This is a genomic window from Anaerostipes butyraticus, from assembly GCF_016586355.1.
In the GTDB taxonomy this organism is placed as follows: domain Bacteria; phylum Bacillota; class Clostridia; order Lachnospirales; family Lachnospiraceae; genus Anaerostipes; species Anaerostipes butyraticus.
Window position 1 is genome coordinate 212,170 of record NZ_BLYI01000027.1, and the last position, 22,396, is coordinate 234,565.

The following is a 22,396-nucleotide window of genomic DNA, read 5'->3' on the forward strand; positions in this document are numbered from 1 at the left end:
ATTTTATTGTTAAGATTGCAGAAGGCTTTACCGGCATTGTATCTGCCGGCGGTGAAAATTTGATGAGCCTGATCACCAGCATTCTGCCAAATGTACTGATTCTTTTAACATTTATCAATGCGCTGATCAGTCTGATCGGAGAAGAAAGGGTTATGAATTTTTCAAGACGTCTGACCCGGTTCCGGCTTCTGCGTTATACGCTCCTTCCGGTTATGGCTCTGTTTTTTCTGACAAACCCTATGTGCTACACCATGGGTAAATTCGTAGAAGAGGATGAAAAACCAGCTTTCGTAGACGCCTGTTTTTCTTTTGCTCATCCAATTACCGGCCTGTTTCCTCATGCGAATTCCGCAGAATTATTTGTCTGGACTGGAATTGCAGCCGGAATTACAACGCTGGGAAAATCTACGACTCCGCTGGCCGTTCGTTATCTCCTGGTCGGTATCATCGTCATCTTTATTCGCGGAAATGTTACAGAATTTATTACCAAGCAGCTAATGAAACGCAGCAAAAACCAGAATGAAAGGAGTTAATCCATATGAAGCCAGTTGTAAAAATCACACATGGGAGTAATGGATGGGGCGGACCTCTTACGGTTTGCGAGACTGACACAAAAAAGGTTGTTGTATCCACAACCGGCGGTTCTATTCACCCTCTGGCCCAAAAGATCGCTGATCTTCTGCAGGTTCCTGTCGTTGACGGATTTAATAACAAAGTGGAACCGGAAGAAATCATCATTGCCATTGTAGATGCGGCGGAACTCTGCGCTGCGGCGTTTATCCAAAAATGGGAGTAAAGACCATTGATATCCATCCTATTTCTCCATCCGGCCCGTTAGCCAAATATATCAATGAAGATAATTTTGTATCTGGTGTAAAAGAAGAGAATATAACTCTTGCCGAAGGGGAAGTTCCGGCGCCTGAAAAAGCGGCGATTCCGCCGGATCAGCCTAAAAAACCTTCAGCCGCTTCATCCGCAGCAGAAACAAAAAGAACAGAGCAAAAAGGAATTGTCGGTGTGATGACATCTGTCGGCCGCAGTATAGGAAGTGTCGTTAATGTCTTTTATCAGGCCGGCCGTGATACTCTGGATGTTGTTTTGAAAAATATCCTGCCTTTTATGATCTTTGTAAGCATCATTGTCGGAATCATCAATTATACCGGCATCGGAAACATTCTGGCAAATGCCATCAAACCGCTGGCCGGCAGTCTGCCTGGTCTTCTGATTATTTCTGTTTTCTGCGCTATCCCGTTCCTGTCACCTGTTCTTGGTCCCGGAGCCGTGATTGCCCAGGTAATCGGAGTTTTATTAGGAGTAGAAATCGGAAAAGGAACCATTCCTGTCTCTTATTCCCTCCCTGCCCTATTTGCCATCAACTCTCAGGTTGGCTGTGATTTCGTTCCGATTGCTCTTACCCTGGCCGAAGCAGAAGAAGACACAGTAAACTACGGTGTTCCGGCTATGCTGTTTTCCCGTTTGATCACAGGTCCGGCTGCCGTCTTAATTGCCTTTGTCTTTAGTTTTGGATTATACTAATTGTATCATAAGCTATATCGTCAAAAAGCTGTGCACAAGAATTTTCCCGTGCACAGCTTTTTTCATCGTAATCTTCTTATGAAATTATGCTTCGCTGAAGAATTTCTCTTTTACTTCTTCTACCGGCATATCTTTTCCGGTGAACAGCTTGAAAGCTGCTACTCCCTGCCATAAAAGCATTCCGCTTCCAGGCACAGTGATACATCCATGTTCCTTTGCTTCCCTCAGCAGTCTGGTTTCTTTTGGATTATATACAACATCTGCAACAACCAGTCCTTCGTGGAACAAATCCGGATCATTGATGATGGAGGTATCTTCTCTCGGCTTCATTCCGAGAAGCGTTCCATTCACCAGAATATCTGCGGCGTCAATCTTTTCTTTCATGGCATCTTTGGCGTCCAGATCATACAGCTCGACCTGGCATCCCGGCACTTTATCCTGAATTTTGCCAACCATCTTCTCCGCTTTCTCAAAAAATCCATCTCTCGGATTAAAAATCGTGATGGACTTCGCTCCATCCAGAGCGCATTGTACCTGGATTGCCGTAGCAGCGCCTCCCGCGCCGAAAATTACAATATTTTTATCTTTTACTTCTACTCCGTGATCTTTCAGATTCGCAACAAATCCTTCCCCATCAGTAATATGGCCGTACAGCTTTCCATCACGGTTTACGATCGTATTTACGGCTCCGATCAGCTGGGAAGCCGGTGACAGTTCATCCATATTCTGAGCCGCCGCTGTTTTACACGGCATCGTTACATTGCAGCCCTGCATGTTCAATAATCGCATGGCTTTAATAAACTCCGGCACCTGTTCCTCTTTGATATCAAAAGCCAGATAAGCTCCATCTACACCGCATGCCTGAAATCCATAATTCTGCATAGCCGGTGAATCTGAATGACCGACCGGCGACCCGATCAATCCATATAGTTTTGTTGTTCCTGTAATTCTTTTTTCCACGTCTGCATCTCCTATTCTTTGTCCCATGATAAGCTTCTGTTAACTGCTTTCTTCCAACCGAAAATTTTCTTTTTCCGCACTTCATCATCCATATTGGGGTCAAACACACGGTTCAGTTTCCAGTTTTCTTTTATTTCCTCTTTATCCTTCCAGTATCCAACGGCAAGCCCTGCCAGGTATGCCGCTCCTGTGGCGGTGGTTTCCACGCATTCCGGCCGGTGAACCGGCTCTCCAATAATATCAGCCTGGAACTGCATCAGGAAATTATTGGCGCACGCTCCGCCATCTACTTTCAGAGAATCCAGACGGATTCCGCTGTCTTCTTCCATGGCTTTTAACACATCCAGTGTCTGATATGCCAGGGATTCCAGTGTCGCTCTTACGATATGATTTTTGCTGACTCCTCTTGTCAGTCCAAGGATACTGCCTCTGGCATAGGAATCCCAGTACGGAGCTCCCAGCCCGGTAAAGGCCGGAACTACATAACAGCCATTGGTATCCGGAACTGAAACAGCCATTGCTTCACTTTCGGAAGCTTTCTCAAAAAATCCCAGTTCATCTCTCAGCCACTGGATCGCAGCCCCTGCCACGAAAATAGATCCTTCCAGAGCGTAATCAATCTTTCCTTCCCGGCCGCAGGCAATGGTGGTGATCAGACCATTTTTAGAGTTTACCGGCATCCCGCCTGTATTCATCAGCATAAAACATCCGGTTCCATATGTATTCTTTACCTCTCCTGCCTGGAAACAGGTCTGGCCGAACAATGCAGCCTGCTGATCGCCGGCCGCTCCCGCAATGGCGACCTTCCCTCCCAGCAGATCTTCATCCGTATATCCGTAGATTTCACTGCAGGATACCACATCCGGCAGAATGGACTCCGGAATTTCCAGCAGGTCCAGGATATCTTTGTCCCAGCACAAATCGTTGATATTGTAGAGCATTGTTCTGGACGCATTGGTGTAATCTGTGACATGCACCCTGCCGCCTGTCAGATTCCAGATCAGCCATGTCTCAACGGTGCCAAACAGCAGTTTCCCTTCTTCTGCTTTTTTAGCTGCCCCGTCTGTATGATCCAGCATCCAGCGGATTTTGGTTCCTGAAAAATACGGATCGATCGGAAGTCCGGTCTTTTTCCGGATCATTTCCTCATATCCCTTTTCTTTCAGCTCATCACACATCTGCGCTGTCCGTCTGCACTGCCATACTACCGCATTACAGACCGGTTTTCCAGTCTCTTTCTCCCAAAGGACCGCTGTCTCCCTCTGGTTGGTAATCCCGATTCCTGCCACCTGATCAGCGCCTATTTTCAGCTGATCCATCGCCTGGATCATAACTTTTTTCTGCGTTTCCCAGATTTCCACCGGATCATGCTCTACCCAGCCGGGTTTCGGAAAATGCTGGGTAAATTCCTGCTGAGCCATACTGCAGATATCTCCTTTATGGTCAAACAGAATACATCGGGAACTGGTCGTTCCCGCATCCAGGGCCATCATATATGTTTCTTTCATTGTGATCACCGCTCCTTTTTTATAAAATGAGTCCTATTTCCCTTCCAGGATTTCCTGGATCAGATCTCTTTCATCCATATGGTGTTTCACACCTTTGATTTCCTGATAATCTTCATGTCCTTTTCCTGCAAGTATTACGATGTCCCCTTTGCCGGCATGTTCCATACAATATTTAATTGCTTCTTTTCTGTCCGGAATCGTCACATACTCTCCCGGGCCTTTGCGCACGCCTACCAGAATATCATTGATGATATCCATTGGCTCTTCATATCTTGGATTATCGGAGGTAACCACAGTAAGATCTGCCAGATTGGAAGACACTTCTCCCATCTCATATCTTCTTGATTTTGCGCGGTTTCCTCCACATCCGAACAGACAGTAAATCTTATTCGGATGATATTTGCGAATCGTCGTAAGCAGGCTTGATAAGCTCATCGCATTATGCGCATAATCAATCATCAGCGTATATTCACCTGGCGTTTTGACAATCTCCAGTCTTCCTTTTACCTGAATTGTATTCAATGCTTCCAGAACATCTTCTTTTACGATTCCCATATGACGGCACAGAGAAATTGCCGCCAGCGAATTATAAACTGTGAAATCTCCCGGTATATCCACTGCCACACGGTACTCCTGTCTGCCTTTCAGGTCATAGGCAACGCCAAGATATCCCGGTTCCTGGATCAGTTCTACATTTTCCGCATATACATCATTGGTATTCTTCATTCCATATGTTTCAATGGCGCAGGTATGATCCTTGATAATTCTTTCTACATAGTCATCATCCCCGTTGACAATGCCCTGGCAGCACTGCTGGAACAAAAGGCTCTTGCAGTGGATATAATCATCCATATCTTTGTGTTCATTTTCTCCGATATGGTCTTCCGCCAGATTCGTAAACATTCCATAATCGAACGTGAATCCGCTGACTCTGTGAAGCATCAGGCCTTGTGAAGAAACTTCCATTACTACGTTTCTGCATCCGGCATCTACCATCTTTCGGAAAGATTCCTGCACAACATAAGATTCCGGCGTCGTATTAACAGAAGGAATTCTTTCTTCCCCTATGATCGTCTCAATGGTTCCGATCAGTCCGGTTTTCTGTCCCGCATGTTCCAGCACCTGACGAATCATATACGTGATCGTTGTCTTTCCCTTCGTTCCTGTGATTCCGATCGTTGTAAGTTTTTCTGCCGGATATCCAAAATAAGCCGCAGACATTTCTGCCAGAGCAAGTCTCGTATCTTCTACGCGAATCACCGTGATTCCTTCCGGCACTTCCACTTCTTTTTCCACGACAACCGCGGCGGCGCCTTTTTCCGCTGCCTGTCCGGCAAATTCATGCCCATCAAAAGCAGCACCTGAAATACATACAAATACACTGCCTTCCTCTATCTTTCTGGAATCATAGACCAGAGATGAAATCTCTGTATCCACATCTCCCTGCACACAGCGGTAATCTGATCGTTCCAATAAGTCTTTTAAATTCATGTTATCCTCCAAATCTATTCCTTCCCTTTGATTACGGCAGTTCAATCTCTCCATCAAATACTTTGGTTGCCGGTCCTGTCATAAAAATCGTGTTTTTCTCTTCATCATATTCAATCTGCAGATCTCCGCCTGTCAGATGCACCAGTACCTTCTTCCCGGTCTTATGATTCAGATATGCCGCGTACGCGCTGGCACAGGCGCCGGTACCGCAGGCAAGCGTCTCTCCTGCTCCGCGTTCCCATACACGCATCTTTAACGTATTTTCATCTATCACTTCTATGAATTCTGTATTCACTCTGTCAGGGAACATTGCATGATTTTCAAACTTTGGTCCGATTTTTTCCAGATCCAGATCATCTACAGAATCCACAAAAACAACTCCATGAGGATTTCCCATGGACACACATGTAATCTTATATTCTTTTCCATCCACGATCACCGGCTGATCGATAATCTCATCCAGTTCATCATAAATTGCAGGAATCTCTGAAGCTTCCATGATCGGCGCGCCCATGTCCACCCGCACCCAGGTTACTTTTCCATCTTCCACAGTTAATTTCAGTTCCTTGATTCCCGCTTTGGTTTCAATCGTGATCGTTGTTTTGTCCGTCAGTCCATAATCATAGACATATTTTGCGATACAGCGGACGCCGTTTCCACACATGGCTCCTTCTGATCCATCAGAGTTATACATGGCCATTCTAAAATCAGCTTTGTCAGATGGGCAGATACAGATCATTCCATCAGAACCGATTCCGAAATGCCGGTCACTAACAAATTTGGCAACCTTGCCAGGATCATCTATGGTCTCATTGAAACAGTTTACATATACGTAGTCATTTCCACAACCGTGCATCTTTGTAAATTTCATGTAATCACTCCTCTTTTACTTTTTTATCATTCTATCACAACAAAAGCAGCAAAGTCTACTGCTCATTTCGAATCTCCCAGTGAATCAGGAACGCCAGCACCGCCCGGAGCAGGATGATCCCTGCTACCATTCCGATTTCAGAGAAATTCCGTACGATCACAGTCCTTAAGATTTCACTGCCCATCTTAAACTCCAGACCCGCCGCCAGTCCCCGGGCAAGCACCATTCTCGCATCTTCCTTCCTCCTGACATAATGTGTTATTCCCCTGATTCCGGCCCATAAAATAACCGCTACTCCAATATATTCAAAAATGATGATTGAAATATCTGTCACAGACATAAGCACATGCTCCATTTTCTCCATCCCGATCACCTCCTTATATCTTTTCCTGTAAGATGCATCGATCTTCCGGAAAATCCGGGACGGAATTTGCTGTGTTTTACGGCATGTCTGCTCCTATCAGGTCAAAAAAAGGGATTTAAGCATGCTTAAATCCCCTTTTCGCAAATTTATTAATCCTGAAGCATTTTTTCAATGCCAGCTTTTTTTACACAAATACAGAACAGATCCATTGCCTGCTGTAATTCTTCCACTGTCGGATACGTAGGCGCAATTCTCAGATTTGCGTCCTTCGGATCCTTTTTGTATGGATATGTGGCACCGGCTCCTGTCAAGACAACACCAGCTTCCTTCGCCAGACGAACGACCTCTTTTGCGCATCCCGGCATCACATCAACTGATACAAAATAACCGCCTTTTGGATTTTCCCATGAAATCAGTCCGCTTCCGCCCAGTTCTTTTTCCAGTGTGTTTAATACGATCTCGAATTTCGGCTTCATACAGTCCGCAAGAACCTGCATATGTCTGCGGAGTCCCTGCGCATCCTTAAAGAACTGCACATGGCGCAGCTGATTAATCTTATCATACCCAATTGTCTGCGCATTCATTATTTTTTTGATCTCCGCGATATTTTCATCACTTGCCGCTACCAGGGATACGCCAGCTCCCGGGAAGGAAATCTTAGAAGTAGAGAAGAAATAATATGGACGATTCTTTGTTCCCGCTTCCTCACAGGCATCCAGAATGTTCTTTACTTCCACATCCTCAAATACCGGATGAACCCCATATGCGTTGTCCCAGAAAATCTTAAAGTCTTTTGCCGCAGTCTTCATAGAAGCCAGGCGGTTTACTGTTTCGTCACTGTAGCAGATTCCCTGAGGATTGGAAAACTTAGGAACACACCAGATTCCTTTGACTGCCTCATCCTCTGCAGCCAGTTTTTCTACCTGATCCATGTTCGGTCCATCACTGGTCATCTCAATCGGGATCATCTCCATGCCCAGAGTCTCACTGATTGTAAAATGCCTGTCATATCCCGGTGCCGGACACAGGAATTTTACCTTCTCCAGCTGTCCCCATGGTTTTTCTCCCATGGTTCCAAACACATACAGACGCATCATTGCATCAAACATCAGGTTCAGGCTGGCATTTCCGCCAATGATAATACGTTCTTTCGGAATATCCAGCAGATCGCTGAACAGCTTCTTGATCTCCGGGATTCCGTCTAAGATTCCATAATTACGGACGTCTACGCCGTCTTCCGTATGATAGTCTGTCATTTCTTTTAACATGCCGTTGGAACAGTCTACCTGACTTGGCGCAGGTTTTCCTCTGGACATATCAAGAGCAAGATTCTTCGCTTTAAATTCTTCATAAGCACGATCCGTCTCTTCTTTTAATGCCAGCAGTTCTTCTCTTGATTTTTCGGTATATGATCCCATTCTATTTTTCTTCCTTCCTTTGTACTCTCTTATTCTTCCCACTTCAGATTATTATGTTCTTTCCTGCGTTCACGCAGCAGAAGACTTGACACTTCTTCTTTCGGGTCAGCTCCTTCAAACAGCACCTTGTTAACCGCTTCCACGATCGGAACGGATACGTTATATTTTCTTGCCAGACCAAGCGCTGCCTTTGCGGAATATACACCTTCCACAACCATCTTAACTTCTTTCATCGCTTCATCTGCTGTCATTCCCTTTCCGATCAGATATCCTGCCTTCCGGTTTCTGCTGTGGACACTGGTGCAGGTAACGATCAGATCTCCAATGCCTGTCAGTCCGGAAAACGTCTCCGGTTTTCCTCCAAGCGCAACCCCAAGACGGGTAAGTTCAGCAATTCCACGGGTCATCAGCGCCGCTTTTGTATTATCTCCGTATCCAAGACCATCCGTTGTTCCGGCTGCAAGGGCAATGACATTTTTTAAAGCGCCTCCCAGCTCAATTCCGATGATATCCGGATTTGTATATACACGGAACACCTGATTCATAAAAACATCCTGGAGCATCTCCGCAATTTTTTGTTTCTTTGATCCGACAACAACCGTTGTCGGAATTCCCCGTCCCACTTCTTCCGCATGACTTGGGCCTGACAAGACACACACTTCCGCATTCGGGATTTCTTCTTCTATAATCGCGGATAAGGTCATATAAGTTCCATCTTCAATTCCTTTTGCGACATTTACAATGACCTGTCCATCTGAAATGTAAGGAGCCATCTGTTTTGCGACAGAACGCACAACCGGAGAAGGAACCGCCATTACAACGACATCTTTTCCTGTCAGGCTTGCTTCCATATCAGACAGGACGCTGACATTATCCGGCAGTTTCACTCCCGGCAGCTTTTCCTGCTGCTCTCTTTTTGTGCTGAGCATCTCGACCTCATGAGGATCATGTGACCATATCGTCACCTGATGTCCGTTGTTTGCCAGCAATACTGCCAGGGCCGTTCCCCAGCTTCCCGCTCCTATTACACTAACTTGTTTCATGAATCAAATCCTCCTAACGTTTTACTTTTTGTCCCAGTTTATTCTCCGTGCCATGAATCAGGCGGTCAATATTCGCCCTGTGGCGCCAGATTGCCATCGCCGTAAAAATCACACCAACCCCTACCAGAGGAAGATTTCCCGGTTCTGCAAAATATAACATAAATGGAATGATCAAAACCATGCAGATGGAGCCAAGGGATACATATTTGGTCGCTGCTGTCACGATCAGAAATACAACCGCACAGATCAGCCCCAGCTGCCAGTGAAACGCAAAAATCACGCCTCCTGTCGTAGCAATTCCTTTTCCTCCCTTAAATCCCAGAAAAAATGGAAAATTATGTCCCAGCACAACTGCAAATCCAGTCAGCAGCCACAGCACAGCTTCACTTTCTACTCCAAAATAAGGAATGATTATGTAACGAGCGATATTGACAGCAACCAGTCCTTTTGCGGCATCGCCAAGGAATGTGATCACTGCCGCTGTCTTTCCGAGCGTCCTCAGTGTATTGGTCGTTCCGGAATTTCCACTTCCATAATCACGGATATCAATCTTATTTGCCCGGCCTACAAAATACCCTGTCTGAATGCATCCGAACAAATACCCAACAATAAGACAGACTATAACGCACATTACCATTTATCTTTCCTTCCTTTCCCTTGTATAAATGCGGATCGGTGTTCCGCGGAAACCAAACGTATTTCGAATCTGATTTTCCAAATATCTCGTATATGAAAAATGTGTCAGTTTCTTATCATTTACAAAAACCACAAACGTAGGCGGCTTTACAGAAACCTGCGTCATATAATAAAGTTTCAGGCGCTTTCCTTTGTCAGACGGCGGCTGCTTCATCGCCACTGCCTCGGCAAGAATCTCATTGAGCACACCTGTCTGCACTCTAAGCGCATGATTCTCGATAACTACGTCCAGCAGATCAAAGATCTTCTGAAATCTCTGACCTGTCTTAGCAGAAACAAATACCAGTTCCGCATAAGACATAAAGGATAAGACTTCTCTTATTTTATTGGTATACTTATAAATTGTTTTGTCGTTCTTCTCCACCAGATCCCATTTATTCACGGCAATGATCATTCCCTTGCCTCGTTCATGGGCGATTCCGGCGATCTTGGCGTCCTGTTCTGTGATACCTTCTTCTGCGTCAATCACCAGAATTGCCACATCACACCGCTCTACAGCAGCAACGGTACGAATCACGCTGTACCGTTCCAGATCTTCTTTGATTCTGCTCTTTCTGCGCAGTCCTGCCGTATCGATAAAGACATATTCCTTATCTCCCCGGCGGATCACTGTGTCAATGGCATCCCTGGTGGTGCCGGCAACATCCGATACGATCAGCCTGTCCTCCCCAAGCATCTTATTGATCATAGATGATTTTCCTGCGTTCGGTTTTCCGATGATGGCTACTCGTGGTCTCTCATCTTCCTCCTCTTTTAATGTCTCCGGATTGCAGTTGGCAATCACTTCATCCAGCAGATCTCCAAATCCCAGCTTCGAATTGGCAGATACCGGGAATGGCGTTCCCAGTCCAAGATTATAAAATTCATAGGTGTCCATAATGAACTTTTCATAATTATCTACTTTGTTGACTGCCAGAACGACCGGCTTCTGAGAACGGCGCAGCATGTCTGCCACCTGATAATCCGCGTCCACAAGCCCCTGACGCACATCTGTCAGGAAAATGATCACATCCGCAGTCTCTATGGCAATCTCCGCCTGATCTCTCATGTGAGACAGCATCATATCGCCTGTATCCGGCTCAATTCCGCCGGTGTCAATCATCGTAAACTGATAATCCAGCCAAGAAATGTCCGCGTAAATACGGTCTCTCGTTACACCGGGAGTATCTTTTACGATTGATATCTTCTCTCCTGCCAGCGCATTAAATAATGTAGATTTTCCTACGTTCGGCCGGCCTACAATCGCTACTATTGGCTTACTCATAATCTATATTTCCTCTCTGAATCCTTCTTGTGATACTTATTTTAGTATACCGTATCCGGCAAATCCCGTCCAGTACCATCTGAGAACAAAATGCAGAACATCCATACATCCCCAGGGTCTGAAAATCTGCCCTCTCTACGGCTTCTTACAAAACAATAAACGCTGCCAGATTTCCTCTCCGGCCATGACTGGCACGATGAGAAAACAGGTATTGGGAATTACAGCAGGTACATATATCTGTAACATCCAGATTTTCTTTTCGAATCCCTGCTTCCAGCAGAATGATCTCATTAATCTTCCACAAATCCAGCTGGTATTTTCCATTTCCTTTATCATCCATATATTCTGCCTCTTCATGTCCTTCCAGAACTTTCCGGAACACATCTGCCACATCCTGACTGACTTCATAACAGTCTCTGCAGATGGATGGCCCGATGGCAGCGACAATATCTTTCGCTTTGCAGCCATATTCTTCTTTCATGACCCTTGTCATCTTAGCCCCGATTTTTCCTGCGGTCCCCCGCCATCCGGAATGAGCCAGCGCCGCAACTTTTTTGCAGGGATCATAAAAAAACAGCGGAACGCAGTCTGCATATCCTGTATACAGCGGGACTCCTTTTACATTCGTTACGAGTCCGTCCATGTTGGTCATTGTTTTTCCACAGTCTTTTTCTGTTACTTTACAGATCCTCGTTTCATGGATCTGATTGGAAAACACCAGTTTTTTCGGATCAAAGCCAATCGCTTCTCCAATCCTGCGGAAATTCTCATCCACTGCTTCTTTATCATCTCCCCGGTGATAGCTTAGATTCATGGTAGCAAAGATTCCTTTGCTGACGCCGCCCATTCTCGTAGAAAATCCATGGACAGCGCCCGCCTGATCTAATTTGCGGAACGTCAGATAAGGCACCTTCCCATCATGAAGCACCGTAGAATGATTCTGATTTGATTTTTTAAAATGCATGTTTTATCACCCGAATTTTCTTTCCCAGTATTTCTACTACATCAAAACGTATGGGCTGGGCAAAGGACCAGCCTTTTTTCTTCAGATATACCTCTGCCGTCCGGCGGATCCTGTTTTGCTTTCTGACATTAACAGCCTCTCCCGGATATCCATACGCTGTATTTTGACGATATTTTACTTCAACAAACACAAGCCAGCCATCCTGCCTTGCGATGATATCGATCTCTCCTGTTTTTGCGGTAAAATTTCTCTCCAGGATTTCATACCCCTGAAGTTTTAAAAAACGGCAGGCAGCTGTTTCCGCCGCCATGCCTCTTTCTCTCTGATTTCTCATATGTACTTCTTTACAAAAGTTCTGCGGTGGATCTCGCAAATTCCCTGAGCCCTGATTGCTTCAATATGTGCCTTTGTCCCATAGCCTTTGTTCCTGGCAAACTGATATCCAGGATATACCGCATCATACTCTTTCATCATGCGGTCCCTGGTTACCTTCGCTACGATGCTTGCCGCAGCAATGGACGCGCTCTTGGCATCTCCTTTAATGATCGGAACCTGCGGAATTGAAATTTCAGGGATCGTGACTGCGTCATTCAGCAGAAGATCCGGCACAACCTCCAGTTTTTCAATGGCTGACTGCATTGCCTTGTAAGTCGCCTGCAGAATGTTGATCTCATCGATCACTTTTTCTGAAGCCATGCCAATGCCTACTGCCACTGCCTTTTCATAAATCTCATCATACAAAATATCCCGCTTCTTCTCTGAAATCTTTTTGGAATCATTCAGATACAAAATATCGCAGTCCTTCGGAAGAATTACGGCAGCCGCCACTACCGGTCCTGCAAACGGACCTCTTCCGACTTCGTCCACCCCGCAGATATAGTGATACTGCCCGTATTTTCTTTCATACGCGAACATCTCATGCATCCGCTCTTTTTCCTGGCGCAGTTTTTCTAATTTTTTTGCTTCTCGTTCTTCTTTTTTCGTCATGCTTCTTCTCCCGGAACTTCCAGAGAAATCCGTCCCAGTTTTCCGTTTCTGAATTCCTCCAGCAAAATCTTTGCCGCCTTTTCATAATCCAGCTCGTTGCCCTTCATCCTGCAGTTTCGGTTTTCTGCAATGGCATTTAAGATTTTTACCCGGTCTTCTGACTCATCCACCTGATATCTTTTTTCCAGGATACCAGAATAATGATGTTTCAGATATTCAATCAGCTCAATGGCCATCTCATCCTGATTCAGGATTTCATCCCGGATGGATCCGATCAGGGCAAGTCTCAGTCCGACTGTCTGATCTTCAAATTTCGGCCACAAAATTCCCGGCGTGTCCAGAAGTTCGATGTTCTTATTCAGCTTGATCCACTGTTTTCCTTTCGTAACACCCGGTTTATTTCCTGTCTTGGTGCAGGCTCTTCCTGCCAGACTGTTGATAAATGTTGACTTTCCTACATTGGGAATCCCTGCGATCATCGCACGGATCGGTCGGTTTTTGATGCCCCTCCTGCGGTCTCTTTCTAATTTTTCTCTGCACGCTTCCAGAATAATATTCTGTGTCGCTTTTACACCTTTGCCTGATTTTGAATTTGTTTTTGCCACAAAAAATCCTTTGGCTTTAAAATATTTTTCCCATTCTGCCGTAACCTGATCATCTGCCATATCATATTTATTCAGCAGGATCAGACGGTATTTCCCGGCTGCCAGCTGATCAATGTCCGGATTCCTGCTGCTTAACGGAATCCTTGCATCCACCAGCTCGATCATAATATCAATTAACTTCATGCTCTCCTGCATCATACGTTTTGCTTTTGTCATATGACCAGGGTACCACTGAAAATCCATAGTTTCCTCCTTTACTCCTTATCTAGCCCCATGGCCAGTATTTGATACTGACTTTTCCAATAATATTGCTTCTCTTTATATTTCCAATTCCTGCACTTCTGGAATCTTCGCTATTGCTGTAGTTATCTCCCAGTACAAAATACTCATCGGAACCTAATGTAATTTCTTCTGACGCAACTCCCGGAGATGAAATGCTTTCATCAGAATAATTTTTCGCTGCCTTCCCGTCAACGTAAATTTTGCCATCTTTGATCTGCACAGTTTCACCCGGAAGTCCGATCACTCGCTTTACATAATAGCTGCTGCTGGCATCATCATCCAGCTTAAATACGATCACATCATACCTGCTCGGTCCTTTGATATGATAGATCAGACGGTTCACCAGATGTTTTTCCCCATTTTCAATCGTTGGCATCATGGAGTCTCCCTGGATTGTATAGCTGAAGCACACAAATCTTACGATCAGGAACGCAATCAGCACCGCTGCTGCAATTTTCAAAACATATCCGATGATTTTCTGACGCCGCTGTCTCTGACGCTTTCTCATCTGATAAGTTACCGTATATCCATTCCTCATATGAACTCCTTCCCATCCCCTTCCCGGGAACGATAACAGAAAAGGGATAAGCTTATGCGGCCTATCCCTCTCTTCTCATCATCTCTGTTGATTATACTCTTTCTTTTACTTTTGCTGCTTTACCAACACGATCACGTAAGTAGTATAATTTTGCACGTCTTACTTTACCGCGTCTTACGACTTCGATCTTCTCGATAATCGGAGAATGTACCGGCCAAGTCTTTTCAACACCTACACCGCTGGAATTCTTTCTTACAGTAAATGTCTCACGTGCTCCGCCGTTCTGTCTTTTGATTACGATTCCTTCGAATACCTGGATTCTTTCACGGTTTCCTTCTTTTACTTTTGCGTGAACTCTTACAGTATCTCCTGTTCTGAATTCAGTTACCTCTCTTAACTGTGCATCTTCGATGCCTTTGATAATCTCCTGTGCGTTCATGTTGTTCCTCCTTCAATAATTTTAGATGTTCTTAATACCGTTCGTAGCAGAGGACCATCCTATTTATAACAACTTGGATATTCTACCATACTTTTTTGCCCCGGGCAAGCATTTTTTTCAAAATCCAGAGAATTTTTTATACTGCCTTTCCAAGGATCAGCTTTTCCATGGCTTTAGCGACTCCGTCTTCCCGATTAGACGCTGTCACATAATCTGCCATCGCTTTCATCTCTTCCAGCCCGTTTGCCATGGCGACCGAACAGCCTGCCTGTTCGAACATTTCTCTGTCATTGTCTGCGTCGCCAAATACTATGATCTCATCCTTTTCAACTCCCAGGATTTCCGCCAGATGCAGCAGCCCGGTTCCCTTATTGCATCCCCTTTTGGAAATTTCAATATTTTTTGGCAGCGAACTGGAATACTGGATATCTTCAAACTGACGGAGCCAGTCCCATACCCTCGCTCTCTCTTCCATCGTTCGAAAGATCAGGGTCATCTTTTCAATGGTATCCCGGTTCTCCCTGATGTGATCTTCAATGTTTTCTACAATCTTTCTGGAACCTCTGACAATCTCCCGGGTATTCTCATCCAGTTCATAATAATCCAGATGCTCCATCGGAATTCTTTCCCCATAAGACTGCCCTCCCTGGCTGACACTGGTCATAAGATCAAACGGTCTCAGCTGACGAATCAGTTCCAAAGCCCTTTTAGGATCAAAATGATTTGTATAGACTGTCCTCTCTTCCTGAAGATCATAAACAGTGCCTCCATTACTGAAGATTCCATATCGGACTCCCTTAATGGATCTAAGTTCTACAGGCAGAGCATTCACGGCCCTTCCCGTGGCCGGAACAAAATAAACACCCTGCTCAATCACTTGTTTTATGACCTCCTGGGTCCTTTTGGTAATTTTCCTCTCTTGATTCAGCAGCGTGCCGTCCATATCTGCCGCTGCCAGCCGGAATCTGCTATTCACCTTTCTTCCCCTTTTCTTTCTCATAGACTTCCCAGAGATCCGGGCGCCTTTCTTTCGTACGTTTTACTGACTGCTCATACCGCCATTTACGAATATTTTCATGATGTCCGGACAAAAGCACTTCCGGAACTTCCTTGTCCAGAAAAACCGGAGGTCTCGTATACTGAGGATATTCCAGCAGGCCATTTTCAAAAGACTCTTCCCCTGCGGATTCATCATTATTCAAAACCCCCGGAACCAGTCTGGAAATAGCATCGATCATAACCATGGCAGGCAGTTCCCCGCCTGTCAGTACATAATCTCCGATAGAAACATAATCTGTTACAATCTCTTCCAGAACTCTCTCATCAATTCCTTCATAATGACCGCATAAAAATACCAGTTCTTCTTCTTTTGCCAGTTCTTTCGCCATTTCCTGGCGGAACACCTGTCCCTGGGGCGTAAGATAAATCACCCTTGGGGCTTTCTTCATATTTTTTCTCAGATCCTGATAAGCCCGGTAGATCGGTTCCGGCTGCATTACAAGTCCTGCGCCTCCTCCATAAGGATAATCGTCTACTTTTAAATGTTTATTTGTGGAGTAATCCCGGATATTGACCGCATTGATTTCCAGATGTCCGGCCTCTATGGCCCTCCCGATAATGCTGGTGTTCAATCCGTCTCTCACCATATCAGGAAATAATGTCAATATGTGAAATCTATTCATCCAATAATCCTTTCATAAGATGGACAACAATTTCTCTCTGCTCCAGGTCTACCTTTTTAATACAGTCCCGAATCACAGGAAGCAGAATTTCTCTTCCATCTTCCATTTTTACTACATAAACGTCATTAGCTCCTGTCTGAAGCACGTCAACCAGTTCTCCCAGATATGATCCTTCTTCTCGCAAAACCTTAAGTCCGATCAGATCAGCAATGTAATATTCATCTTTTCCCAGAGGCACTGCCTGATCTCTTGACACAAACAGCCCGCAGCGTTTGTATGGTTCAATCTCATTGATATTCTTAAATTCACGGAATTTAAGAACCGGCTGATTCTTTACAAATTTACAGGATACTACATGAAGGAGCATCCTTTCCCTTCCTGTATCCAGATATACTTCTTTCAATTTTTTAAAACGCATGATATCATCCGTCATCGAATAAATCTTTACTTCGCCTGCGATCCCATGGGTATTGGCAATCGCACCGACCTGTAAGAATTCCTCCATTGATACAGTCCTCCTTTATTCTTTCCATATTATAATAATGAAAGAAATCCTAAAACACAACCATTTTTTACACAATCTTTCTATTTTCAGAGACGTTTTTATGGTATAATTCAATTCGATGAAACAATAGGAAGGGTTTTTACAATGTTAACTGGACTGATCGTATATATGACCGCAAGTTTTTTTACAGAAGCCGTCATACATTATTTAAGTTTTCTTATTTTAAATCTCAGAGTGTCGAAGCCTCGTATTTTACTTGGTTCTCTGGCAGTTGATCTGATCGTCTGTCCGATCATATATTTCGCGTCTTCTTATTACCATATTTTCCCTGTTCCGGCAGGCATTCTTTCCTATCTTCTTGATATGTTCGGCATGTTCATTAATATTCTGTCCGTTTATCTGATCTCCCGGCAGGATTTCTGGAACACTGCAATTTCAACTTCTTTTTCTTTTTTTATATATTATCAGACATTCCTGATTACTTTTCTGTTTATTCCGGAGCAGTATGCTTTAGGTTCCTCTGCCAATCAGGCAATTTCTGTACTGCTGCTTCTCTTCTTTACCTATTTTATCGGTAAAATCATTCGCAGACTCAATCCATCATTCTTGATTGTTCGCTGTCTGAAAGAAAAAAAGCAGAAACGGATTGCTGCGGGAATTGGAATCTTTATTGCCGGCTCCTCCCATTATCCGCTTCTTCTGTCTGGAATCGTACAGGAATATAACCAGCTTATGGCAGTCATCGGATTATTTCTGCTGTTTTTCTTCAGTCTGCTGTTTCATTACATTACAAAAAGTATTCTGCAGTCTGAAACGGAAAAAGCTCAGCAGCAAATGATCGCACAGCAGAATACTTATATTAAAACTCTGGAAGAAATTCAGAAGGACGTCCGGCTTTACCGGCATGATTTTAAAAATATAATGTCCGGCATGTATCTGGATGTAAAAAACGGGAAAACCGATGTTCTGGAATCTTATATGAAGCACATGCTCCAGGACTTCGATCAAAATATCGGTTCCAAAATCCAGCTGGCCAACCAGATGGTTCATTTAGAAATCGTGGAACTGAAAAGTCTTCTGATGACAAAACTTGCCTATCTTCATTCTCTGAAGATTCCCTGTCATCTGGAAGTCCTTTACCCAGTCCAGGCATGCTCCATGCGCACACCTGACCTTCTGCGCTGCATCGGCATTCTGATAGATAATGCCGCTGAAGCCGTACAAAAGGATTCCGGCGACATCGACATTATGATCACTGCCGCAAAGGATGAGACCGTATTTATCATCAGCAATACGGCTCATGAAAGCCCGAATCTTTCCATGATATGGAAAAAAGGCTACTCAACCAAAGGGAAAAACCGTGGTCTCGGATTGTACAGCTATCAGCAGATCACGAACCAATATCAAAACATTACCTGTGCTGCTTCCTGGCGGAATCAGCGTTTTTACCAGGAATTACGAATTGGAGGAACTTCTTATGATACAAATCCTGCTGTGTGATGATGACCATCAGATCCGCGCCGAAATTGAAAAACAAATCAATAACCAGATCCTGATCTGCCAGTATGATATGCAGATTGCCGAAAGCACTGCCAGCCCGTCTGTTCTCCTGAATCATCTGAAACAGATAAAACAGCGGCAGAATCTCTATTTTCTGGATGTGGAACTAAAAGACCCTGAATATGACGGTTTTCTGCTGGGACAGGAAATCCGTCTGACTGATCCGGAAGGCATCATCGTCTATGTTACCAGTTTCCGGGATCTTGCTTACAAAACCTTCCAATACCATGTAGAAGCATTTGATTATATTGTAAAAGACCAGCCGGATAAGCTGTCTTCTTCCATCGCCAGATGTCTCCGCGACATTTTGGATCGTATGTCAAGCCAGTCTGCCTCTCTCCCGGGCTTTCAGTACTTTACATTCAAAGCAGGAAATTCTCTTCGCAGCGTCCCGGTAGATGATATCTGTTTCTTTGAGACCTCTCCAAAGGCACACCATGTCATCCTGCATGGAAAAAACCAGAGAATCGAATTCCTTGGAAGCTTAAACGACATTGCGCAGCGCCTGAACGACCGGTTTATGAAAATCCATCGTTCTTATATTGTGGCTCTGGACAAAATTGATGAAATCAATCTGAAGCATAATACCGTCCGGGCCGGAGGTGAAATCCTGAGTCTCTCCAGGAAGGAAAAATCAAAATTACTGGAACGAATGAACACGGAAGGGACATTCAGGAAGCCATAACTGCCGTTTAGGAATTTGCATCCGTATCTTTTGTTTTCCATGGTATACTGATGCCATAACATAAAGGAGGAACGACAAATGAACCACGAAGTCATCCGGCTCTCTCATATTTCCAAAAAATTCAAAGACGAGCCTGTACTAAAAGACCTGAACGCTTCGCTTGCCGAGGGAGAAATTCTCGGCTTCCTCGGTCCCAGCGGCGCCGGGAAAACAACCACCATAAAAATCCTGACCGGTCAGCTGAAGCCGACTTCCGGAGACGCCTATATTCTCGGCATCAATTCCGGCCATATCGATGAAACCATCTATGAACAGATTGGAATCGTAACTGACAGCAGCGGAATCTATGAATATCTGACCGTCTGGCAGAACCTGGAATATTTCGCAAAAATCCTGAAAGTTTCCAAAGAACGGATTCATGAAGTTCTGCATCAGGTAGGCCTCTATGAACACAGGAAAAAGCCTGCCGGAAAACTGTCCAAAGGCCAGACACAGCGTCTGGTGCTTGCACGAGCTGTGCTCCACCGTCCAAAAGTATTATTTCTGGATGAACCGACCTCCGGTCTGGATCCATCTACAGCTCTGGAGATCCACAAAATGCTGTTCCAGCTGAGGAACGAGGGCATGGCCATTTTCCTGACCACTCACAATATGGAGGAAGCAGCCAAAATGTGTGATCATGTGGCTCTGCTTAACGAAGGAGTCATCGTTGAGTACGGAACTCCGAATGAAATCTGTCTGAAACATAACAAGGTAAAGAAATATACCCTGCAGCTCAGCAGCGGAAAAACTTATACCCTGGAGCAGACTGACGAAAACATCAAAAAAATCAGCCAGTGGATGGCCGATGATGTAATTGAAACACTTCATTCCTGTGAACCAACACTGGAAAGCGTATTTTTGGAAATGACAGGGAGGGAATTATCATGACAATACATATGAACAAGGTCGCTGCCATCGCGCAGGTAAAAACAAAAGCTTTTATGGGCAAAAACTGCATCATCATGCCGCTGTTTGCCATTGGTTTTACTTTCATCATGCGCCTTCTCTACCATAATATGGATATGGGCTCTGACGCTCCTATGGAAATGCTGGACGCCTATGTGCTCAGCATGGGGCTTGTTATGAACCTCAGCATGACCGGCGTCTACTGTCCATGCCTTCTGCTGGCGGAAGAGAAAGAGAAGAACACCCTTCGGGTACTGATGACTTCCTCTGTCAATGGACTGGAATTCTTCCTGGGAAGCATTCTCCCGGTATTTGTGATTTCCGTCATCATTAACTTCCTTCTGATGCCAATCAGCGGCTTTATGATTACCGGAAGCAGTCTGGCTGTTTTCAGCGCGGTTTCCATTTTATCATCCCTGACCAGCTGTATTATTGGGATGCTTCTTGGAATCTTTGCCAAAAATCAGGTCAGCGCCGGAACGCTTATTACTCCGGTCGCATTGATCTTAATGCTGATTCCAATGTTTGCGGATATGATTGATGAGCTTTCCAACGTATCCCGCTTCCTTTTTACGGGAATCTTAATGGATATGGTCTCTGATATTTCAAAGAACGCGGACAAAATCATAAAACCGGAAAGCATTGCCATCTTAATTGCGGAAGTTGTGGTTTCCATTGTTTTATTTATCTTTTTCTATCGAAAAAACGGATTTGAAAAGGATTAGAAATCGCTGATATTATTTTCTAAAAATACACGTTTATCAATCATACTTTTGATAAACGTGTATTTTTTATGTGCCCAGAAGCTATTTTTACTTCAAAGTATAGATACAATACTTAATTCTTCATAGAAATTATATTAAATAAACCAATTATTTCATTTAAATGTTAAGTCAAATTCATCTTACTTTTTCAATGGAAAAAATTTACTTTTTCTTCGAAATCTATTCACATTTTAGTATATATTTGATATTATATAGGAAAGCATATACATTTTCTATTATTATCCGGTTCTGAGGATTGACAATCCAGAGTCTCACAGCATCTCATCGCCGAATCAACGGCGTCTTTTTAGAAAATTCATGCTTCGTTCCATTCATACAGCAGGAGTTTTCGGAAAGACGGAACCTCCTGAACATAAAAAAGGTGGTCAGGATGAAAAAGAGAAAAACAGAAGCGCGGCTGCAATGGCATCCGGCATTCTATGCCGATCTGCAGATTGAATTAGGAGCAGACCATAAAAATCTGGTATGGGAAAACGAACATCAACCGGGCACGAAACCTCTGGAAATTGACATTCTGATTCTGAAAAAAGACATCCGTCTGCCAGTCCAAAAGAACATTGGAAAAATCTTTCGGCAGTTTAACGTCATTGAGTATAAAAGCCCAGCCGATTATATCAGCATCAATGATTTTTATAAAGTATACGCTTATGCATGCCTCTATAAGTCAGAAAACAACATCCGGATGGAAGAAATCACGATCACATTTGCCTGCAGCAGATATCCGAGGAATCTGATCCGTTATCTTCGAAAAGAAAAATGCTGTCAGGTAAAATCCGTGGAGCAGGGAATCTATCATATTTCAGGCATGGGAATCCCCATCCAGCTTATCCTGCTTCACCGTTTATCCAGAGGAAAGAATCTCTGGCTGCGAAGCATCGGCGGAAAGCTGTCAGGATGGGAAGAGGCAGAAATACTGATCCAGGAATACAGGAAACATAAAAAGGACGAACGATATCGATCTGTCATGGATCTGATCGTAAGGGCCAATCAGGAATTGTTTATGGAGGTGAAAAAAATGTGTCAGGCACTGGAAGAACTGATGGCAGATGAACTGGAAGCCATGAGAAAGAGCGGCTGGGAAGCCGGCGAGAAACATGGCTGGGAGGCTGGCGAAAAGTATGGAAACCAGGAAGGAATCCTCCGCTTTGCCAAACTCTCCGGAATTTTACTGCGACAAAACCAGCAGGAACAGCTTCTCAGAGCATCTGAAGATGAAGAATACCGTAAAGAACTTTTCCAAAAATATAACATCTGAATACAAGATA

Annotated in this window: 25 protein-coding genes and 1 pseudogene; 8 read left to right on the top strand and 18 right to left on the bottom strand. The window is 44.4% G+C overall.

Features of this window, described 5'->3' with window-relative positions:
• Nucleotides 1–5: 5 nt before the first annotated feature.
• The 3 genes and pseudogenes from srlA to JMF81_RS16650 all read left to right on the top strand — a co-directional run bounded on the left by srlA (nucleotide 6) and on the right by JMF81_RS16650 (nucleotide 1,536).
• Nucleotides 6–533 (top strand): PTS glucitol/sorbitol transporter subunit IIC, encoded by a 528-nt coding sequence (gene srlA, locus JMF81_RS06410; RefSeq protein ID WP_330597346.1) that lies wholly within the window; start codon nucleotides 6–8, stop codon nucleotides 531–533.
• 5 nt (nucleotides 534–538) lie between these two features.
• Nucleotides 539–1,032: pseudogene (locus JMF81_RS16645) on the top strand (PTS glucitol/sorbitol transporter subunit IIB); the annotation flags it as partial.
• Between the two features lie 87 nt (nucleotides 1,033–1,119).
• Nucleotides 1,120–1,536: a hypothetical protein gene (locus JMF81_RS16650; RefSeq protein WP_330597347.1), complete on the top strand. Its 417-nt coding sequence runs from the start codon at nucleotides 1,120–1,122 to the stop codon at nucleotides 1,534–1,536.
• 84 nt (nucleotides 1,537–1,620) lie between these two features.
• On the opposite strand, the gene aroE is transcribed toward JMF81_RS16650, so the two are convergent.
• The 18 genes from aroE to rimM form a co-directional block, all read right to left on the bottom strand.
• Nucleotides 1,621–2,496 carry a shikimate dehydrogenase gene (aroE, locus tag JMF81_RS06420; protein ID WP_201310624.1) on the bottom strand — a complete coding sequence of 292 codons (876 nt, stop codon included), beginning with the start codon at nucleotides 2,494–2,496 and terminating at the stop codon, nucleotides 1,621–1,623.
• Nucleotides 2,497–2,507: 11 nt separating this feature from the next.
• The gene (glpK, locus tag JMF81_RS06425; RefSeq protein ID WP_201310625.1) at nucleotides 2,508–4,004 is read right to left on the bottom strand and encodes a glycerol kinase GlpK; all 1,497 of its coding nucleotides are present in this window, start codon (nucleotides 4,002–4,004) and stop codon (nucleotides 2,508–2,510) included.
• A gap of 33 nt (nucleotides 4,005–4,037) precedes the next feature.
• Entirely contained in the window at nucleotides 4,038–5,495 is a 1,458-nt protein-coding gene (locus tag JMF81_RS06430; protein WP_201310626.1) for a UDP-N-acetylmuramoyl-L-alanyl-D-glutamate--2,6-diaminopimelate ligase, read from the bottom strand.
• A 31-nt stretch (nucleotides 5,496–5,526) separates the two neighbouring features.
• A complete protein-coding gene (gene dapF, locus JMF81_RS06435; RefSeq protein ID WP_201310627.1) occupies nucleotides 5,527–6,366 on the bottom strand; it encodes a diaminopimelate epimerase in 840 nt (279 codons plus the stop codon).
• Between the two features lie 55 nt (nucleotides 6,367–6,421).
• Nucleotides 6,422–6,730, bottom strand: a complete 309-nt coding sequence (locus JMF81_RS06440) for a DUF1622 domain-containing protein (protein ID WP_201310628.1) — start codon at nucleotides 6,728–6,730, stop codon at nucleotides 6,422–6,424.
• Between the two features lie 149 nt (nucleotides 6,731–6,879).
• The gene (locus JMF81_RS06445) at nucleotides 6,880–8,148 is read right to left on the bottom strand and encodes an aminotransferase class I/II-fold pyridoxal phosphate-dependent enzyme (RefSeq protein ID WP_201310629.1); all 1,269 of its coding nucleotides are present in this window, start codon (nucleotides 8,146–8,148) and stop codon (nucleotides 6,880–6,882) included.
• 29 nt (nucleotides 8,149–8,177) lie between these two features.
• A complete protein-coding gene (locus JMF81_RS06450) occupies nucleotides 8,178–9,191 on the bottom strand; it encodes an NAD(P)H-dependent glycerol-3-phosphate dehydrogenase (RefSeq protein ID WP_201310630.1) in 1,014 nt (337 codons plus the stop codon).
• A 13-nt stretch (nucleotides 9,192–9,204) separates the two neighbouring features.
• On the bottom strand, nucleotides 9,205–9,828 hold the full coding sequence (gene plsY, locus JMF81_RS06455; protein ID WP_201310631.1) for a glycerol-3-phosphate 1-O-acyltransferase PlsY: 624 nt from the start codon (nucleotides 9,826–9,828) through the stop codon (nucleotides 9,205–9,207).
• Entirely contained in the window at nucleotides 9,829–11,151 is a 1,323-nt protein-coding gene (gene der / locus JMF81_RS06460) for a ribosome biogenesis GTPase Der (RefSeq protein ID WP_201310632.1), read from the bottom strand.
• 145 nt (nucleotides 11,152–11,296) lie between these two features.
• Entirely contained in the window at nucleotides 11,297–12,115 is an 819-nt protein-coding gene (gene pgeF, locus JMF81_RS06465) for a peptidoglycan editing factor PgeF (protein ID WP_201310633.1), read from the bottom strand.
• On the bottom strand, nucleotides 12,105–12,449 hold the full coding sequence (locus JMF81_RS06470) for a YraN family protein (RefSeq protein ID WP_201310634.1): 345 nt from the start codon (nucleotides 12,447–12,449) through the stop codon (nucleotides 12,105–12,107). The genes pgeF and JMF81_RS06470 overlap by 11 nt, the downstream gene beginning before the upstream one ends.
• Entirely contained in the window at nucleotides 12,446–13,102 is a 657-nt protein-coding gene (locus JMF81_RS06475; protein ID WP_201310635.1) for a ribonuclease HII, read from the bottom strand. The genes JMF81_RS06470 and JMF81_RS06475 overlap by 4 nt, the downstream gene beginning before the upstream one ends.
• On the bottom strand, nucleotides 13,099–13,950 hold the full coding sequence (ylqF, locus tag JMF81_RS06480; protein ID WP_201310636.1) for a ribosome biogenesis GTPase YlqF: 852 nt from the start codon (nucleotides 13,948–13,950) through the stop codon (nucleotides 13,099–13,101). Before ylqF ends, JMF81_RS06475 begins: the two co-directional genes overlap by 4 nt.
• Nucleotides 13,951–13,972: 22 nt before the next feature.
• Nucleotides 13,973–14,527: a signal peptidase I gene (gene lepB / locus JMF81_RS06485; RefSeq protein ID WP_201310637.1), complete on the bottom strand. Its 555-nt coding sequence runs from the start codon at nucleotides 14,525–14,527 to the stop codon at nucleotides 13,973–13,975.
• A gap of 91 nt (nucleotides 14,528–14,618) precedes the next feature.
• Nucleotides 14,619–14,966, bottom strand: a complete 348-nt coding sequence (gene rplS, locus JMF81_RS06490) for a 50S ribosomal protein L19 (RefSeq protein ID WP_201310638.1) — start codon at nucleotides 14,964–14,966, stop codon at nucleotides 14,619–14,621.
• A 136-nt stretch (nucleotides 14,967–15,102) separates the two neighbouring features.
• Nucleotides 15,103–15,942, bottom strand: a complete 840-nt coding sequence (locus JMF81_RS06495) for a Cof-type HAD-IIB family hydrolase (RefSeq protein WP_243282553.1) — start codon at nucleotides 15,940–15,942, stop codon at nucleotides 15,103–15,105.
• On the bottom strand, nucleotides 15,935–16,648 hold the full coding sequence (gene trmD / locus JMF81_RS06500) for a tRNA (guanosine(37)-N1)-methyltransferase TrmD (RefSeq protein ID WP_201310640.1): 714 nt from the start codon (nucleotides 16,646–16,648) through the stop codon (nucleotides 15,935–15,937). The genes JMF81_RS06495 and trmD overlap by 8 nt, the downstream gene beginning before the upstream one ends.
• Complete coding sequence (gene rimM / locus JMF81_RS06505; protein ID WP_201310641.1) at nucleotides 16,641–17,153, bottom strand: ribosome maturation factor RimM; 513 nt, start codon at nucleotides 17,151–17,153, stop codon at nucleotides 16,641–16,643. The genes trmD and rimM overlap by 8 nt, the downstream gene beginning before the upstream one ends.
• A 144-nt stretch (nucleotides 17,154–17,297) precedes the next feature.
• Between rimM and JMF81_RS06510 the strand changes: the two genes are divergently transcribed.
• The 5 genes from JMF81_RS06510 (at nucleotide 17,298) to JMF81_RS06530 (ending at nucleotide 22,386) form a co-directional block, all read left to right on the top strand.
• Nucleotides 17,298–18,653 carry a sensor histidine kinase gene (locus JMF81_RS06510; protein ID WP_201310642.1) on the top strand — a complete coding sequence of 452 codons (1,356 nt, stop codon included), beginning with the start codon at nucleotides 17,298–17,300 and terminating at the stop codon, nucleotides 18,651–18,653.
• Nucleotides 18,631–19,398: a LytR/AlgR family response regulator transcription factor gene (locus tag JMF81_RS06515; protein WP_201310643.1), complete on the top strand. Its 768-nt coding sequence runs from the start codon at nucleotides 18,631–18,633 to the stop codon at nucleotides 19,396–19,398. The genes JMF81_RS06510 and JMF81_RS06515 overlap by 23 nt, the downstream gene beginning before the upstream one ends.
• 78 nt (nucleotides 19,399–19,476) lie before the next feature.
• Nucleotides 19,477–20,328 carry an ABC transporter ATP-binding protein gene (locus tag JMF81_RS06520; protein ID WP_201310644.1) on the top strand — a complete coding sequence of 284 codons (852 nt, stop codon included), beginning with the start codon at nucleotides 19,477–19,479 and terminating at the stop codon, nucleotides 20,326–20,328.
• The gene (locus JMF81_RS06525; protein WP_201310645.1) at nucleotides 20,325–21,071 is read left to right on the top strand and encodes an ABC transporter permease; all 747 of its coding nucleotides are present in this window, start codon (nucleotides 20,325–20,327) and stop codon (nucleotides 21,069–21,071) included. Before JMF81_RS06520 ends, JMF81_RS06525 begins: the two co-directional genes overlap by 4 nt.
• 430 nt (nucleotides 21,072–21,501) lie before the next feature.
• Nucleotides 21,502–22,386, top strand: coding sequence for a 3-isopropylmalate dehydrogenase (locus JMF81_RS06530; protein WP_201310646.1), 885 nt, complete (start codon nucleotides 21,502–21,504; stop codon nucleotides 22,384–22,386).
• Nucleotides 22,387–22,396: the final 10 nt, after the last annotated feature.

What these genes read in the sequence shown, in the direction of transcription:
- JMF81_RS16650 (WP_330597347.1), top strand. Translation starts at nt 1,120, where the DNA reads ATGATCTTTGTAAGCATCATTGTCGGAATCATCAATTATACCGGCATC.
- glpK (WP_201310625.1), bottom strand. Translation starts at nt 4,004, where the DNA reads ATGAAAGAAACATATATGATGGCCCTGGATGCGGGAACGACCAGTTCC.
- JMF81_RS06430 (WP_201310626.1), bottom strand. Translation starts at nt 5,495, where the DNA reads ATGAATTTAAAAGACTTATTGGAACGATCAGATTACCGCTGTGTGCAG.
- dapF (WP_201310627.1), bottom strand. Translation starts at nt 6,366, where the DNA reads ATGAAATTTACAAAGATGCACGGTTGTGGAAATGACTACGTATATGTA.
- JMF81_RS06440 (WP_201310628.1), bottom strand. Translation starts at nt 6,730, where the DNA reads ATGGAGAAAATGGAGCATGTGCTTATGTCTGTGACAGATATTTCAATC.
- JMF81_RS06445 (WP_201310629.1), bottom strand. Translation starts at nt 8,148, where the DNA reads ATGGGATCATATACCGAAAAATCAAGAGAAGAACTGCTGGCATTAAAA.
- JMF81_RS06450 (WP_201310630.1), bottom strand. Translation starts at nt 9,191, where the DNA reads ATGAAACAAGTTAGTGTAATAGGAGCGGGAAGCTGGGGAACGGCCCTG.
- plsY (WP_201310631.1), bottom strand. Translation starts at nt 9,828, where the DNA reads ATGGTAATGTGCGTTATAGTCTGTCTTATTGTTGGGTATTTGTTCGGA.
- der (WP_201310632.1), bottom strand. Translation starts at nt 11,151, where the DNA reads ATGAGTAAGCCAATAGTAGCGATTGTAGGCCGGCCGAACGTAGGAAAA.
- pgeF (WP_201310633.1), bottom strand. Translation starts at nt 12,115, where the DNA reads ATGCATTTTAAAAAATCAAATCAGAATCATTCTACGGTGCTTCATGAT.
- JMF81_RS06470 (WP_201310634.1), bottom strand. Translation starts at nt 12,449, where the DNA reads ATGAGAAATCAGAGAGAAAGAGGCATGGCGGCGGAAACAGCTGCCTGC.
- JMF81_RS06475 (WP_201310635.1), bottom strand. Translation starts at nt 13,102, where the DNA reads ATGACGAAAAAAGAAGAACGAGAAGCAAAAAAATTAGAAAAACTGCGC.
- ylqF (WP_201310636.1), bottom strand. Translation starts at nt 13,950, where the DNA reads ATGGATTTTCAGTGGTACCCTGGTCATATGACAAAAGCAAAACGTATG.
- lepB (WP_201310637.1), bottom strand. Translation starts at nt 14,527, where the DNA reads ATGAGGAATGGATATACGGTAACTTATCAGATGAGAAAGCGTCAGAGA.
- rplS (WP_201310638.1), bottom strand. Translation starts at nt 14,966, where the DNA reads ATGAACGCACAGGAGATTATCAAAGGCATCGAAGATGCACAGTTAAGA.
- trmD (WP_201310640.1), bottom strand. Translation starts at nt 16,648, where the DNA reads ATGAATAGATTTCACATATTGACATTATTTCCTGATATGGTGAGAGAC.
- rimM (WP_201310641.1), bottom strand. Translation starts at nt 17,153, where the DNA reads ATGGAGGAATTCTTACAGGTCGGTGCGATTGCCAATACCCATGGGATC.
- JMF81_RS06510 (WP_201310642.1), top strand. Translation starts at nt 17,298, where the DNA reads ATGTTAACTGGACTGATCGTATATATGACCGCAAGTTTTTTTACAGAA.
- JMF81_RS06515 (WP_201310643.1), top strand. Translation starts at nt 18,631, where the DNA reads ATGATACAAATCCTGCTGTGTGATGATGACCATCAGATCCGCGCCGAA.
- JMF81_RS06520 (WP_201310644.1), top strand. Translation starts at nt 19,477, where the DNA reads ATGAACCACGAAGTCATCCGGCTCTCTCATATTTCCAAAAAATTCAAA.
- JMF81_RS06525 (WP_201310645.1), top strand. Translation starts at nt 20,325, where the DNA reads ATGACAATACATATGAACAAGGTCGCTGCCATCGCGCAGGTAAAAACA.
- JMF81_RS06530 (WP_201310646.1), top strand. Translation starts at nt 21,502, where the DNA reads ATGAAAAAGAGAAAAACAGAAGCGCGGCTGCAATGGCATCCGGCATTC.